The 14092-nt window shown below is 71.1% G+C and carries 14 protein-coding genes and 2 pseudogenes; 9 read left to right on the top strand and 7 right to left on the bottom strand.

From position 1 onward, the window contains the following. Positions 1-37 precede the first annotated feature (37 nt). From V4Y04_RS03820 to V4Y04_RS03810, 3 genes are all read left to right on the top strand, one after another. A complete protein-coding gene (locus V4Y04_RS03820; RefSeq protein ID WP_332425843.1) occupies positions 38-991 on the top strand; it encodes an ROK family protein in 954 nt (317 codons plus the stop codon). 113 nt (positions 992-1104) lie between these two features. Further along, complete coding sequence (locus V4Y04_RS03815; protein ID WP_332425842.1) at positions 1105-1299, top strand: hypothetical protein; 195 nt, start codon at positions 1105-1107, stop codon at positions 1297-1299. Positions 1300-1447: 148 nt separating this feature from the next. Then, positions 1448-2488 carry an NUDIX hydrolase gene (locus tag V4Y04_RS03810; RefSeq protein WP_332425841.1) on the top strand — a complete coding sequence of 347 codons (1041 nt, stop codon included), beginning with the start codon at positions 1448-1450 and terminating at the stop codon, positions 2486-2488. A 124-nt stretch (positions 2489-2612) separates the two neighbouring features. Here the strand turns inward: V4Y04_RS03810 and V4Y04_RS03805 are convergent, their stop codons facing one another. After that, a complete protein-coding gene (locus V4Y04_RS03805) occupies positions 2613-3983 on the bottom strand; it encodes a dipeptidase (RefSeq protein WP_332425840.1) in 1371 nt (456 codons plus the stop codon). Positions 3984-4214: 231 nt separating this feature from the next. Here V4Y04_RS03805 and V4Y04_RS03800 point away from each other — a divergent pair, with 231 nt between their 5' ends. After that, positions 4215-5516, top strand: coding sequence for a geranylgeranyl reductase family protein (locus V4Y04_RS03800; RefSeq protein WP_332425839.1), 1302 nt, complete (start codon positions 4215-4217; stop codon positions 5514-5516). On the opposite strand, the gene V4Y04_RS03795 is transcribed toward V4Y04_RS03800, so the two are convergent. Beyond that, positions 5506-5955 carry a nitroreductase family deazaflavin-dependent oxidoreductase gene (locus V4Y04_RS03795; protein WP_332425838.1) on the bottom strand — a complete coding sequence of 150 codons (450 nt, stop codon included), beginning with the start codon at positions 5953-5955 and terminating at the stop codon, positions 5506-5508. The two genes, V4Y04_RS03800 and V4Y04_RS03795, sit on opposite strands and share 11 nt — an antisense overlap. Positions 5956-6171: 216 nt before the next feature. On the opposite strand from V4Y04_RS03795, the gene V4Y04_RS03790 reads away from it, so the two are divergent. Together V4Y04_RS03790 and V4Y04_RS03785 are read left to right on the top strand one after the other, a co-directional pair. Then, positions 6172-6867 carry a TetR/AcrR family transcriptional regulator gene (locus tag V4Y04_RS03790; RefSeq protein WP_332425836.1) on the top strand — a complete coding sequence of 232 codons (696 nt, stop codon included), beginning with the start codon at positions 6172-6174 and terminating at the stop codon, positions 6865-6867. Positions 6868-6949: 82 nt separating this feature from the next. Then, a pseudogene (locus V4Y04_RS03785) lies at positions 6950-7189 on the top strand (response regulator transcription factor); the annotation flags it as partial. Here V4Y04_RS03785 and V4Y04_RS03780 read toward each other — a convergent pair. Further along, positions 7150-7419, bottom strand: a complete 270-nt coding sequence (locus tag V4Y04_RS03780) for a DUF6332 family protein (RefSeq protein WP_332425835.1) — start codon at positions 7417-7419, stop codon at positions 7150-7152. The pseudogene V4Y04_RS03785 and the gene V4Y04_RS03780 sit on opposite strands and share 40 nt — an antisense overlap. Positions 7420-7538: 119 nt before the next feature. Here V4Y04_RS03780 and V4Y04_RS03775 point away from each other — a divergent pair, with 119 nt between their 5' ends. Beyond that, positions 7539-7925, top strand: coding sequence for a MarR family winged helix-turn-helix transcriptional regulator (locus tag V4Y04_RS03775; protein ID WP_332425834.1), 387 nt, complete (start codon positions 7539-7541; stop codon positions 7923-7925). Here V4Y04_RS03775 and V4Y04_RS03770 read toward each other — a convergent pair. From V4Y04_RS03770 to V4Y04_RS03760, 3 genes and pseudogenes are all read right to left on the bottom strand, one after another. Next, positions 7912-8683 (bottom strand): annotated as a pseudogene (locus V4Y04_RS03770) (maleylpyruvate isomerase family mycothiol-dependent enzyme). The gene V4Y04_RS03775 and the pseudogene V4Y04_RS03770 overlap by 14 nt on opposite strands. Before the next feature lie 70 nt (positions 8684-8753). Further along, positions 8754-9953, bottom strand: coding sequence for an MFS transporter (locus V4Y04_RS03765; RefSeq protein WP_332425832.1), 1200 nt, complete (start codon positions 9951-9953; stop codon positions 8754-8756). Between the two features lie 184 nt (positions 9954-10137). Beyond that, positions 10138-10413: a hypothetical protein gene (locus V4Y04_RS03760; protein ID WP_332425830.1), complete on the bottom strand. Its 276-nt coding sequence runs from the start codon at positions 10411-10413 to the stop codon at positions 10138-10140. A gap of 146 nt (positions 10414-10559) precedes the next feature. On the opposite strand from V4Y04_RS03760, the gene V4Y04_RS03755 reads away from it, so the two are divergent. Together V4Y04_RS03755 and V4Y04_RS03750 are read left to right on the top strand one after the other, a co-directional pair. Continuing rightward, entirely contained in the window at positions 10560-11465 is a 906-nt protein-coding gene (locus V4Y04_RS03755) for a hypothetical protein (protein ID WP_332425828.1), read from the top strand. A 117-nt stretch (positions 11466-11582) separates the two neighbouring features. Next, positions 11583-12296 carry a class F sortase gene (locus V4Y04_RS03750; protein WP_443079943.1) on the top strand — a complete coding sequence of 238 codons (714 nt, stop codon included), beginning with the start codon at positions 11583-11585 and terminating at the stop codon, positions 12294-12296. Between the two features lie 80 nt (positions 12297-12376). Here the strand turns inward: V4Y04_RS03750 and V4Y04_RS03745 are convergent, their stop codons facing one another. Then, positions 12377-14056, bottom strand: a complete 1680-nt coding sequence (locus V4Y04_RS03745; protein ID WP_332425825.1) for a cellulase family glycosylhydrolase — start codon at positions 14054-14056, stop codon at positions 12377-12379. Positions 14057-14092: the final 36 nt, after the last annotated feature.

The following is a 14092-nucleotide window of genomic DNA, read 5'->3' as shown; positions in this document are numbered from 1 at the left end:
GCGCCTTTCTCATGGTTGACGGGGAGAACCGAGACTGATGCACACCGACCTCGTGGCAGCACTCGACATCGGCGGCACCAAGATCGCCGGTGCGCTGGTGGACGGGCAGGGCCGGATACAGGTCCGCGCCCAGCGGCCGACGCCCGCCGAGGCGGACGGCGACACCGTGATGCGGTCGGTCGAGGCGGTGCTGGGCGAGCTCACCGCGTCCCCGCTGTGGGGGCACGCGAGCGCTGTCGGCATCGGCAGCGCGGGCCCCGTGGACGCCTCCGCGGGCACGGTGAGTCCGGTGAACGTGCCCGGCTGGCGTGACTACCCGCTGGTCGCCGGGGTCCGGGCGGCGACCGGTGGACTGCCCGTGGAGCTGATCGGCGACGGTGTGGCGATCGCGGCGGCCGAACACTGGCAGGGCGCCGCCCGCGGCCATGACAACGCGCTGTGCATGGTCGTCTCGACCGGGGTCGGCGGCGGACTCGTGCTGGGCGGCCGACTGCGCCCCGGGCCGACCGGTAACACGGGGCACATCGGCCACATCAGCGTGGACCTCGACGGCGACCCGTGCCCGTGCGGCTCGCGCGGCTGCGTGGAGCGCATCGCGAGTGGGCCCAACATCGCCCGCCGAGCCCTGGCGAACGGCTGGCTCCCCGGACCGGACGGCGACACCTCCGCCGCGGCGGTGGCCATCGCCGCCCGTGCCGGGGACCCGGTGGCCGTGGCGTCGTTCGCGCGGGCCGCACGGGCGCTGGCCGCCGGAATCGCGGCCACCGCGACGCTCGTCGAGATCGACATCGCCGTGGTCGGCGGGGGGGTGGGCAAGGCGGGCGAGGTCCTCTTCGCCCCCCTGCGTCAGGCCCTGACCGAGTACGCGACGCTGTCGTTCGTCCGGCGTCTGGTGGTGACGCCGGCACGGATGGGAACCGACGCCGGGCTGGTGGGCGCCGCGGCGGCGGCCCTGACACTGCGGACGGACCCGGCGGCGGCGGGCGTCTGACCGTGGCCGGGGCACGGGCGCCCGCAGGAGCGTTCACGCTCGTCGTGCGGGTCCGTACAGGTCCGTGCGTGTCCGTGCGTGACCCCGGGGCGGCTTCGGCCGTTGAGCCCGGTATGAAGAAGCGCAGCATGCTCGCCATCGCCTCCCTGGCCACCGGTTTCGTCGTCGCGGCGGTCACTCCGTCGCATGCGTTCGGTGAGGGCCTCGACGGCCTCCCCGCCGGCGACGCACTCAGCACCCTCGACCACACCGTCACCGACGACGGCCCGGCCGACGCGGCCGACGGCGACCGGAAGGCCAAGGACTGACGGGGCCCGCCGCACCACCGTCCGACGGCGCCGGCGCTCCTCCCCGGAGGGGCACCGGCGCCGTCGGTGTGCGTTCTCAACTGGGGCTGGTTTCCGTGGCAGGGTGGAGCGGGCAAGCCACAGGGGGCCCAACAGAAGAGGGGGAACCGTGATCGTCTGGATCAACGGCGCGTTCGGTGCGGGGAAGACCACGACCGCACGGGAACTGATCGAACTGATCCCGAACAGCGCGCTCTTCGACCCAGAAGTCATCGGCGGGGCGCTCAGTCATCTGCTTCCGCCCAAACGCCTGGCCGAGGTCGGCGACTTCCAGGGCCTTCCCATCTGGCGCCGGCTCGTGATCGACACGGCGGCGGCGATGCTCGCCGAACTCGGCGGGACCCTGGTCGTTCCCATGACCCTGCTGAGACAGGACTACCGCGACGAGATCTTCGGCGGTCTCGCGGCCCGCCGCATTCCGGTCCGGCATATCCTCCTCGCTCCGGCGGAAACGATCCTGCGTGAGCGAATAGCGAGCCGGGAGGTTCCGCCGGACCTCCCGGACGGCGAGATACGGATCCGGCAGTGGTCCTACGACCACATCGAGCCGTACAAAACCGCCCTGGCCTCCTGGCTCACCGCCGACGCCTATCCGGTCGGCACCGGCCCGCTGAGCCCGTACGACACCGCCGTCCGGATCGTCGAGGCGGTCGGCAGCGGCGAGGCACCCGCCTGCGACATCGTACAGACGCCCGAGCCGACGGCCGAGACGGTCGCCGCCGGTGTCCTCCTCTTCGACGAGTGCGACAGAGTGCTGCTGGTCGACCCGACCTACAAGCCGGGCTGGGAGTTCCCCGGCGGGGTCGTCGAACCCGGTGAGGCGCCCGCGCGCGCGGGTATGCGCGAAGTCGCCGAGGAGACCGGCATCCGCCTCGACGACGCGCCGTCCCTGCTCGTCGTCGACTGGGAACCGCCCGCGCCGCCCGCCTACGGCGGCCTGCGCCTGCTCTTCGACGGTGGCCGTCTCCACGCCGCCGACGCCGCGCGGCTGCTGCTGCCCGGCCCCGAACTCCGCGACTGGCGCTTCGTCTCCGAGACGGAGGCCGCCGGCATGCTGCCCCCGGTGCGCTACGAACGGCTCCGCCGCGCCCTGCGGGCACGGGAACGCGGGAAGGCGATGTATCTGGAAGCGGGGGTACCGGTCGGCTGACGTCCGGAACCCGGCCGGACCTCGCGCGGCCCGGCGCGACCTGTCCGCGGTGCGCGGCCCGGCCCGGTGCATGGTTCCCGGGCCGGGCCGGGCCGCGCACCGCAGCCGTACCGCGCGGGCGGGATCAGCCCGTGGGCTCGGCCGCGGACGCGTAGTTGCGCAGGAACAGCGCCTCCGTGACCGACAGCCGTTCCAGTTCGTCGGGCGAGACGCTCTCGTTCACCGCGTGGATCTGCGCCTCCGGCTCACTCAGACCGATGAGCAGGATCTCCGCCTGCGGGTAGAGGGACGCGAGGGTGTTGCACAGCGGGATGGATCCGCCCTGCCCCGCGTAACTCATCTCCTGGCCCGGGTACGCGACCGCCATCGCCTCGGCCATGGCCCGGTAGGCCGGGCTGGTGGTGTCGGCGCGGAACGCCTGCCCCTGTCCGATGTGCTCGGTGCTCACCCGCGCGCCCCACGGCGTGTGCGCCTCCAGGTGCGCCAGGAGCAGCTCGGTCGCCTCGGCCGCGTCGACACCCGGCGGCACGCGCAGGCTGATCAGCGCGCGGGCGCTCGCCTGCACGGACGGGGTCGCGCCGACGACCGGCGGGCAGTCGATGCCGAGGACGGTGACGGCCGGGCGGGCCCAGACGCGGTCGGCGATCGTGCCGGAGCCGATCAGCTCCACGCCGTCGAGGACCTTGGCGTCCTTGCGGAACTGCTCGTCGTCGTACTGCAGCCCGTCCCAGGCACTGTCGCCGGCCAGCCCGTCGACGGTCGTGCCGCCGTCCTCGGCGCGCAGCGAGCCCAGGACGTGGATCAGGGCGGCCAGGGCGTCGGGCGCGGCGCCGCCGAACTGACCCGAGTGCAGGTTGCCTTCGAGGGTGTCGACACGCAGTCGTACGAGCGTCATACCGCGGAGGGTGGCGGTCACCGTCGGCAGACCGGCGCGGAAATTTCCGCTGTCGCCGATGACGACAGTGTCGGCGGCCAGCAGTTCGGGGTGCTGCTCGGCGTACCGCTCCAGGCCGCCGGTGCCCTGCTCCTCCGAACCCTCGGCGATCACCTTGACGTTGACGGGAACACCGCCGTTCGCCTTGAGCGCGCGCAGCGCCAGCAGGTGCATGATCACCCCGCCCTTGCAGTCGGCGGCCCCGCGCCCGTACCAGCGGCCGTCCCGCTCGGTGAGCTCGAACGGCGGGGTGTCCCAGCCGGCCTCGTCCAGCGGCGGCTGCACGTCGTAGTGGGCGTACAGGAGCACTGTCCTGGCGCCCTCGGGGCCGGGGAGGAAGCCGTACACCGACTGGGTGCCGTCGGGGGTGTCGAGGAGGGCCACGTCCTGGAACCCCTCGGCCGTGAGCGCGTCCGCGACCCAGCGTGCGGCGCCTTCGCTCTCGCTGCGCGGGAACTGGCCGAAGTCCGCCACCGACTTGAAGGCCACCAGCTCGGCGAGCTCCTCCTTCGCCCTGGGCATCAGTGAGGCGACGGTCACGGCGACCGGATTCGACGACATGGGCACGCTCCTTGTGGGTGCGACGTTGTACGGGTGCGTACGTTCGTGGGCGAGACGACCGTGGAGCACGGGTGGGCCCGGTGTACGGGGCACCCATGCCACACGATCCTCCCACAGCGGCTTCGAGTGATCGTCGCCGTAGTATGCGGTGGACAGATGGGGTACCCCCTGCTCGAGTGAAGCCGAGAGCACGGGGGAGGCAGGCGGCTGGATCGGGAGCAGTAGACCATCGTGAGCAGCGAGAACTCTTCGGCGGACGACGCGCGGCAGGTATGGGACGTCGTCGTGGTGGGCGCGGGGCCCGCGGGGGCCTCGGCCGCCTACGCGGCAGCGGTCGCGGGACGGCGCGTGCTGTTGCTGGAGAAGGCGGAACTGCCGCGCTACAAAACGTGTGGTGGCGGCATCATCGGTCCGTCGCGGGACTCCCTGCCTCCCGGCTTCGAGCTTCCGCTGAAGGACCGGGTGCACGCGGTGACGTTCTCGCTCAACGGCCGTTTCACCCGTACCCGTCGCTCCCGGCAGATGCTGTTCGGGCTGATCAACCGGCCCGAGTTCGACCACCAGCTGGTGGAGCACGCGCAGAAGGCCGGTGCCGAGGTGCGCACCGGTGCCGCCGTGCAGCGGGTCGAGCAGCACGGCCCGGCGGTACCGGACCGCCGCACGGTCGCCCTTGTCCTGCAGGGCGGCGAGAGAGTGCTCGCGCGGGCCGTGGTCGGCGCGGACGGCAGCTCCGGCCGCATAGGAGCACACGTCGGAGTCAAGGTGGCCCAGGTCGACCTGGGCCTGGAGGCGGAGATCCCGGTACCGGACACCGTCGCCGAGGACTGGAAGGGGCGGGTCCTCATCGACTGGGGCCCGATGCCCGGCAGTTACGGCTGGGTCTTCCCCAAGGGGGACACGCTCACCGTCGGCGTGATCTCCCGGCGTGGTGAAGGCGCCGCGACCAAGCGGTACTTGGAGGACTTCATCGGGCGGCTCGGTCTCGCCGGCTTCGAACCGAGCATCTCCTCGGGCCACTTGACCCGGTGCCGGGCGGACGACTCCCCGCTGTCGCGCGGACGGGTGCTCGTGTGCGGGGACGCCGCCGGGCTTCTGGAACCGTGGACCCGCGAGGGCATCTCCTTCGCGCTGCGCTCGGGCCGGCTGGCGGGGGAGTGGGCGGTGCGCATCGCCGAGGCCCACGACGCCGTGGACACACGCCGGCAGGCGCTGAACTACGCCTTCGCGGTCAAGGCGGGGCTCGGTACCGAGATGAGCGTGGGCAAGCGGATACTGGCCGCGTTCGAGCGGCGCCCCGGGGTGCTCCACGCCGTCCTCACCACCTTCCGCCCCGCCTGGAACGCCTTCCGGGACATCACCCGCGGTTCGACGACGCTCGGCGAGCTGGTCCGTACCCACCCGCTGGCCCACCGCGCCATGATCGCGCTGGAGCGGCGTCCTTCGGGCGGCGGCTCCGGTGCCACGGACAGGGCCGGTTCCGGGGACGGGGCCCAAAGCGGCTCCGAGGCCGGGGGCACGTCCGTCAGCCCGTGACCGTGACCCGGAAGACCGGGTGGTCGGGGGCGACGCGGCGCAGCTCCTCGTCGGAGGAGTCCGGGCCCACTCCGTCGAAGAAGACGCCGACCTCCGCCTTCCAGCGCTTGAGGTAGGCGCGCAGCAGGGGCGGCTTGTCGTCGTCGGCGACCTCGGACGCGGTGAAGGCCTCGACGTTCTTCCCGAGGTGCAGTTCGCCGCCGCCGGCCGCCCGCATGTTGTGCGTCCACTGGACGTGGCCCCGGGGCGCGACGAGGTACTGAGCACCGTCCAGGGTCATCAGATTGACCGGGGTGGTCCGCCACTGACCGCTCTTGCGGCCGCGGACCGCAAGCACCCTGGACCCCCAGACGCTCAGCCCGCGGCGGGTCAGCCACGCCACGAGGCGGTTGAGGACATGGACGGTGAACCAGCCGGGCTTCTTGACGTGCGTGGACATGAGGACCCCCAGATGGGAACAAGTCGGGTCGCCGGAGTAGCGCGGCGAAAGAGACGTGGAATGAATGGAGAGCGCCGCTCCCCTTCGTGAGCACTGCTCTCTTTCTGCTGATGCAAGTCTGCACGGCTTACTGCTGTTGCGCAAGAGCGCCGATCTCTTTTGCGTGCACCAATCTCTTTTGTGTGCAGCGCTCTGATTTCGTGGAAGACTGATGCGATGAGCACCGCACAGGGCGCCCGCGCACGGGCCAGGATCGAAGTCACCGCGGCGATCAAGGAGGAGGCCCGCAGACAGCTCGCGGCGGAAGGTGCCGCCAAGCTCTCACTGCGAGCCGTGGCCCGTGAACTCGGCATGGCGTCCTCCGCCCTGTACCGGTACTTCCCCAGCCGAGACGATCTGCTGACCGCTCTCATCATCGACGCCTACGACTCCCTCGGCGAGGCCGTCGAAACGGCCCATGACGAGGTCGCCGACACCCCGCCGGCCCACCGCTGGACCGTGGTGTGCGAAGGCGCGCGCACCTGGGCGCTCGGGCACCCGCACGAGTACGCCCTGATCTACGGTTCGCCGGTCCCCGGCTACAAGGCACCCGACGCCACCGTGCCGGCCGCCTCCCGCCTGGCCTTCCTCATCTTCGACGTCCTGCGGGACGCACACCGCTGCTCCGCTCTGGCCCTGCCGCCCCTGTCGGCCGAACTGCGGCCGGAGGCCGAGCGGATGGCCGCCGACCTCGCGCCCGACCTCCCCCCGGAGGTGGTGGTGGCGATGGTGGCGGCCTGGGCCGAGCTGTTCGGACTGGTCGGGTTCGAACTGTTCGGGCACTTCCACCGGGTCGTGGAGGACCGTGCGAGGTTCTTCCGGCACGCGGTGGACCGTCTCGCCCGTTCGGTCGGCCTGCCGGCGGCGTCGTAACTCCGGCTCTCCCGTTGTTCCGCCGCCCCGCGCTGACGCGTACTTCCGGGGGAGTGGGCGTGATCACCTCGCCGGGGTGGTGGCCGTCGTCGCGGTGGCGGAACTGGCCAGGACCCGCCGCGAACGGTGGGCACGGGAGGTGACGGCCCTGGCCGGGATCGGCCTGACCAACGAGGAGATCGCCCGCCGTCTGGTCGTCAGCCCGCTCACCGCCAAGACCCACGTCAGCCGCACCATGGTCAGACTCGGCGCCCGCGACCGGGCGCAACCGGTCGTCCTGGCTTACGAGTCGGGTCTGGTCCGGCCGGGCTGGCTCGGCTGATCCGTTGACCGGAACCGCCTTAGTACACTGACCACCCGAACCAGGAAGAGGACCGGCGCAAGCACCGTCCCGGCGCCGAGCAGCAGCCCTTCGACGGCATCCGGGAGGGTGAAGAGCAGCGCCGGACCCGCCACGGCACCGAAGGCGACCACAGCGGCGAACGCCGCGCTGCACAGCGCGTAGCCGATCTCGACGGTGATCGCATCCCGCTCGGCCTGAGTCCGCCGCACCCGCAACTCCCCACTCACGTCCCCTGCTCGGCCTTCGAAGTCAAACAGCCCCGGGGTCGGAAGGGCAAGGAGTCCGCAGCGCGTACGTGATTCGGGCGGTGGCCTGCTACGGTGCGGCCATGGCGGCGAAGCAGGCCGAAAAGGCGCTCGTGCAACAGTGGCGGGACATACTGGCCCTGCATGCCCGCACGCAGTGCGAACTCGACCGTGCACTACATGAACACGGCCTGTGCGGCAGCGACTTCGAAGTTCTGGACATCCTCGCGAGCGCGGTGCGTGGCTGTTCCTACCGCGTCCAGGAGATCGCCGGGCGTGTCCACCTGAGCCAGAGCGCGCTCTCCCGGCTGATCGTCCGTCTGGAGCGGGAGGGGCTCGCCGAACGGGGCACGTGCGCGGAGGACCGGAGGGGCGTCCGGGTCTCGCTGACGGCGAAGGGGCGCGCACTGCACGGTGAAGTGCTTCCCGTTCAGCGCGCGGTGCTGACCCGGATGCTCACGCACCCCTGAGCCGGGGCTTGGAGGCGGGAACCCGGACCACGGCGGACGTGTTCCGCCAGAGCGTGGCGAGGGCCGGATCACCCGATATTGCGGGCACCGGCAGTCGGTTCCACAGCGCGAGATGCAACTGCTCTGCCGGATCGGCCAGTTCGCATTCGGCTTCCCCGTCCGCCTCCCGCGTGGTCACGGGCGGCTCCGGGGACAGGCGTACGGTCCACGCCGCGTCGGCATCGGTGGCCCGCACCCGCAGGACGCGCGGCTCCTCGGTACGGACCCGGCTCTTGCGGCGTGGGTGGAAGCCGCGCAGCAGTTCGTCGATGCCGGCCACCGCGAAGTCCGTCGCGACCGGGGCCGGAGCACCGCCGTGCGTCGGCTCGGCGTCGAACCGGTGCACCGTCGTCTCGTGCGCCTGGCGACGGGACCAGAAGACAAGGGCCGAGAGGGGCCCGGGCAGAAAGGTGAAGCACTTCCATGTCGGCGGCTGTGCCCGACGGAGTGCCGACGAGCCCGCGGTGCCCTTCGCGGTACCAGGCCATGAGTTCGGGGCCGTCCAGCTCGGGAGGGTCGCCCATGGGGCGGGGCGGGACATGTCCGTCGGCGACGAAGGCGGCGGCCCACCGGTGCACCACCTCGGTGTGCCGGACCAGGTCACGCATCCGCCACTCGGGGCAGGTCGGCACCTCGGTGTCCGGGCCGGCCTGCTCGGCGGATTCGGCCGGCAGCCGGCCCTCTTCGTCCAGGATCCCCACGAACCAGGAAACGTCCATGGGGAGGAGTAGGAGTCTGCTGTACGCGGCCGGGGCCGGTGGGGTCATATGTGCGGCAAGCTGCCTCTGGTCAGGCCGGGACCGCCTTGCGGGTCGCGAACCCGATCACCGTGGCCACCGCCGCGAGCACCGCCACGCTGGTCAGGGCAGCCGGAAGGCTGAACCGGTCCGTCATGAACCCGATCGCCGGCGGGCCGAGGAGCATGCCGCCGTACCCCAGGGTGGACGCCGTGGCGACACCACCAGGGCCGGCGAGCGCGCCCGCGCGTTCGATGGCCACCGGAAAGAGGTTGGCGAGGCCGATGCCTGTGATCGCGTAGCCGAGCAGGGCTCCCTCCAGTGAGGGCGTGAGCGCACCGAGCAGCATCCCGGCCGTCGCGATGGTGCCGCCCGCGACCAGGGTCCGGGTCCTGCCCAGCCGCTCGAGCAGCGTCGTACCGGTGAGCCGCCCGATCGTCATGGCGAGCGCGAAGCAGGAGTACCCGAGGGCCGCGGCGCCCGGCGAGGCGCCCAGGTCCTCCTCCAGATGCAGCGCGCCCCAGTCGGCCAGGGCCCCCTCGCCGTAGGCGGTGCAGAGCGCGATCAGCCCGAAGACGATCACCAGCGTGCGAGTACGGCCGTCCGGTCGGCGCGGTCCGCCCTGCTCGGTCCGCCCGGCAGCCTTCCCCCGCGCCTGTCCTCGCCCCTGCCCTCGGTCAGCGGGGACCAGCGGCTCGATCCGCATGAGCATCCGTCCCGCTACGGCGGTCACCAGCAGGCCGGTGGCGGCGAGTCCCCACAGATGCCGGGTGGGCGAGAGGGAACCGGCGACCAGGGCACCCAGCCCCGCGCCGACCATGCCGCCCAGGCTGAACGCGGCGTGGAAGCTCGGCATGATGGGGCGCCGCAGTGCGGCCACCAGATCGACGGCCGCACTGTTGAAGGCGACATTGATGCCGCCGTAGGCCGCGCCGAACACCATGAGCACGGTGCCGAGCGCGAGCGCGGAGTGGGTGAGCGGCGGCAGGCCGACGCTGAGGCAGAGCAGGACCGCGCAGACCACGGTGACGGAATGACTGCCGTAGCGGCGGCACAGCCGGCCGGTGAAGATCATCGTGACGACGGCTCCGGCGGAGACCCCGAGCAGGGCGAGCCCCAGCGCGCTCGCGGAGGCACCGGTCTGCTCCTTGATGGCGGGAATGCGCACGACCCAGCCGGCGAAGACGAAGCCGTCGAGGGCGAAGAAGAGGGTCAGGGCGAGGCGGAGGCGGACGAGGTCGGAGCGGGGCACGACGCTGTGCGAGCAGAGTTTGTTTATTAACGGCACAAAGTGAGATTAAGTGGACCCCCGGGCCAGGGCAAGGAGGAGGTCGGCCCGCGCGGTCCGGGGTGGCGGTGGTCCCATGGGTGAGGCGTCAGGTGGCGAGGCCGGTGCCGCCGCCCACGAGCCGTCGCGGGAGGGTGAGCGAGAGCTCCTACTCCGTCGGCCTGTAGGGCCCGCCCGTAATGGCCGCGAAAGGACTCGTCCCGGCCGTTCCGTCCCCGGTCGTCACGAGGGCGGCGAAGAAGAACGACTGCTCGGAATCCTGGCCCGGCATGGTGCTGACCACGTCGAACGCGATGAAGACGTGCCGCCGTGCCGTCCGCCCGACAGTGACGTCGGCGACCTCGATCCCGTGGACCTCGCCCCAGGTCCGGAATCCTGCCTGCTCGCGGCGGCGGCTCGCCGCCGCCCCCGGGCGAGCCGTCATACCGCCGTAGGGGTGGCTTCGTAACCCGTGTGAACGCCTCGAATGGTGGGAGCCGGACATATGACTGACGGTAGATCACGTCGGGGCCCGGTCAAGCGTGCTGATGTGGAGTCAGCAGCCGGGGTCACCGGCGGAAGGACAATCGGATGCGCTCTGCCCGCATGCTGCTCGCCACCGCGACGGCCACCGCGGCCCTCGTGGTCTCGGCGCCCACAGCCTTCGCCGTCATGGCGGGCGACTGGGACCACGACAAGTCTTCCTACAGCAAGGAGCACGACGAGGACAGCAGCCACGACAAGGACAGCAGCCACGACAAGCCGAACGGCGGTGTGCACACCGGCGGTGGCGCCCTGACCACCGGGGACGGGGACGACTGGAGCGGCAAGCACGACAAGGACGAGTCGAAGGACGAGTACAAGGACAAGGACGAGTACAAGGACAAGGACAAGGGCGAGTCGAAGGACGAGTACAAGGGCGAGGACAAGGACGAGGACGAGAAGAAGGACGGGGAGTACGACAAGCCCAGTGGCGGTGTGCACACCGGCGGTGGCGCCCTGACCACCGGGGACGGGGACGACTGGAGCGGCAAGCACGACAAGGACGAGTCGAAGGACAAGGGCGAGGACAAGGACGAGTACAAGGACGAGGACGAGGACAAGGACGAGTACAAGGACGAGGACGAGGACAAGGACGAGTACAAGGACGAGGACGAGTCGAAGGACGAGTACAAGAAGAAGGACGGGGAGTACGACAAGCCCAGTGGCGGTGTGCACACCGGCGGTGGCGCCCTGGCCGCCGTGAACGAGGGCGACTGGGGTAGCAAGCACGACAAGGACGAGTCGAAGGACGAGTACAAGGACAAGGACGAGGACAAGGGCGAGTACGAGGGCAAGAAGGACTGGGAGCAGGAGAAGCCGAGTGGCGGTGTGCACACGGGCGGTGGCGGGCTCTCCGACCCGAGTGTCTCCGGCGGCGGCCTGGCCGCGCTGGCTGTTCTCGGCGCCGGCGCCTACGCGCTGCGACGCAAGAAGGCGTCCGGAAGCGTGGCCTGATCCATGCCTGGCGTCATAGCAGCCGGGGCCGCCATGACGCACGACGTGGTCATGGCGGTCCCGCTCGCCTTTTCACCTCCCGTGTTCGCTGCCGTGTCCGAATGAGGTGGTCCCCCAATGGCAGCCCGCCCCCTTCCCCCCGTCCCCACAGATCCGGCCCCGGCGCGGCGGAGGCTGCGTGCCGTCATGACGTCGATCTTCTGGGGCACGGCAACCCTGGTGCTGGCGGTGAGTCTGCTCGGCGGCAGGGGGGATCCCCCCGCCGACACCCTCGACTCGCACGCTCCTCCCGCGACATCCGCCGCCGCTACTGCCTCCGCCTCCGCCACCAGTACCGCGGCCGGCGCTTCCGCCGAGGACCGGCCGGCCGGCAAGCATCTGACGCGGTCCGCCCCGACCCGGTTGCGCATCCCCGACATCGACGTCGACGCGCCCTTCACCGATCTCGCCATCGCCGCCTCGGGCGAACTCGACGCACCGCCTCCGGACGACACCAACCTGGTCGGCTGGTTCGCCGGTGGCGCGTCCCCGGGGGAGCGTGGAACATCGATCATCGCCGGGCATGTGGACACGAAAACCTCGGCCGCTGTGTTCGCCCGGCTCTCCGAACTCGAGAAGGGCGACCGCTTCGAGGTGGAACGGGCCGATGGGCGTAAGGCAAAGTTCGTGGTCCACCACGCGGAGTCGTTCGCCAAGGACGACTTCCCCGACAAGCGTGTCTACGCCGATACGGACGAGGCCCAGATCCGGCTCATCACCTGCTCCGGGGAGTACGACCGCAAGGCCAAGGATTACACCGAGAACCTGGTGGTCTTCGCCCACCTGGTCTGACCCGCACAGAACGGTCGGGCCGACTCGAATGGATCGCTGCCCGGAAGGGGACGAGGGCACCCTCCCGGGCAGCGCGTTCGTCAGGCCGCGGAGCAGAGGGCCCCGTTGAGGGTGAACGCCGACGGACCGGGGTTGCCGTCCGTCGTGGTAGCGGTGAAGCCGAGAGTGACGGAGCCCGTCGCGGGGATCGACGCGGTGTAGGAAGCCGAGGCGACACTGACCTCGGAATCGCTCTGGACAGGGGTGCCGCCCCACATGTTGGTGATGCGCTGGGCACCGGGGAAGACCCAGTTCAGAGTCCAGCCGTCGACCGCCGAGCTGCCGGTGTTGTGGATGACGACCTCGCCCTGGAAGCCGCCGGGCCACTCGTTCGTCACCCGGTAGGCGACCGCGCAGGAGCCCTGGCTCCCGCCGGGGGACGTGGTGACCGCCACCGTGCCGGAGCGCGGCGAGCGGTTGCCGGCCGCGTCCCGGGCGTACACGGCGAACGTGTAGGAGGTCTCGGAAGAGAGGCCGGTGAGGGTGGTGGAAGTGCTTGCGGTCGTGGTGACGGCCGTCTCCTCGCCGCCACTGATCCGGACGACGTCGTAGCCCGTCACTCCGTTCTCGTCGGTGGCCGCCGCCCAGGAGAGCGTGGCCGACGACGAGGTCACCGAGGAGGCGGCCGGCCTGCCGGGGGCGGTCGGGGCCGTGGTGTCGCCGCCTGATCCGGACGAGTAGATCTCGGCCTCCTCGGAGGTCGCGGCGATGCCGTTGGCACCGTTGAAGAGGCGCTGCCCCCAACTGGTCAGCCGGTCCGGGTCGAAGCTCGTGACCATGTCCAGGTACTCGACCCCACCGCCGTTGCCGCTCCAGGACCAGCCGAGATAGCCGAGGCCGAGCTGCTGGGTGACGGCCAGGATGGCGTCCTCATCGGGGTTCCCGTCCGAGTGGTCGTGGCCGAACTCGCCCACCACGATCGGGAGTCGCGCGGAGACGAAGCGGCCCAGGTAGTCGCTGACCTCGGCGGCGGTATCGAAGACGCCGTACATGTGGATGGAGAACACCGTGTTGGCGTCCGGGTCGGCGGCGAACACCGAGGCGGCGTTGTCGCGCATGGTGAACGCCCAGTCCTGGCCCCAGTTGGGGGCGTCGACCATCAGCGTGTGGTCGAAACCCGCGTTGCGCAGCTTCTGGATGGCGGCCTTGGTGTCCGCTGTCCAGCTCGCGTAGTTGGTGTTGCCGTAGGGCTCGTTGCCGATGTTGACGACGACGTGGTCCTCCTGGCCGGTCAGCGCGCTCCGGACGCCGATCCAGTAGTCGGCGGCGCGGGAGAGGGTGACCGCTCCGCTCTGCTCCCCGTAACCGGTGGTGTCGTGCACCTCCAGGACACAGATCAGCCGGTTCTGCTTGCACTGCGCGACGACATTCGCCACGTCGGCGGCGTTGTTGGCGGTCCACCGGTCGCCGCTGGAGAGGACCACGCGCACGGTGTTGGCGCCCTTGGCCTTGATGTGCGCGAGGGAACTGATCCGGTCCGTGTACCAGGTATGGGCATGGTTGACCCCGCGCATCACGAAGTCGTTCCCGGAAGCCTCCAGCAGTCGTCCGTTCTCGACGCGGAAGCCGGTGGGTGCCGCGTGCGCCGGGGTGCCGAGGGCGAGCAGCGGGAGCAGGAGACCCAGGAGGGCGGCGACCAGACCGACCGCACGGGGGAGCGGGGTGGCGCGGGTGGAAGCCGGGGCGGGTGTGTGGGTGGGGGTGGGCGTGCGGGATCTCATGGCGGCTCCAGAGTGGGGATTCGGGTGGCTCGGGTG

The sequence above is a fragment of the Streptomyces sp. P9-A2 genome (assembly GCF_036634175.1).
Taxonomy (GTDB): Bacteria; Actinomycetota; Actinomycetes; order Streptomycetales; family Streptomycetaceae; genus Streptomyces; species Streptomyces pratens.
The sequence above is the reverse complement of the archived record's forward strand: the minus strand, read 5'-3'. Positions and strand labels throughout refer to the sequence as shown.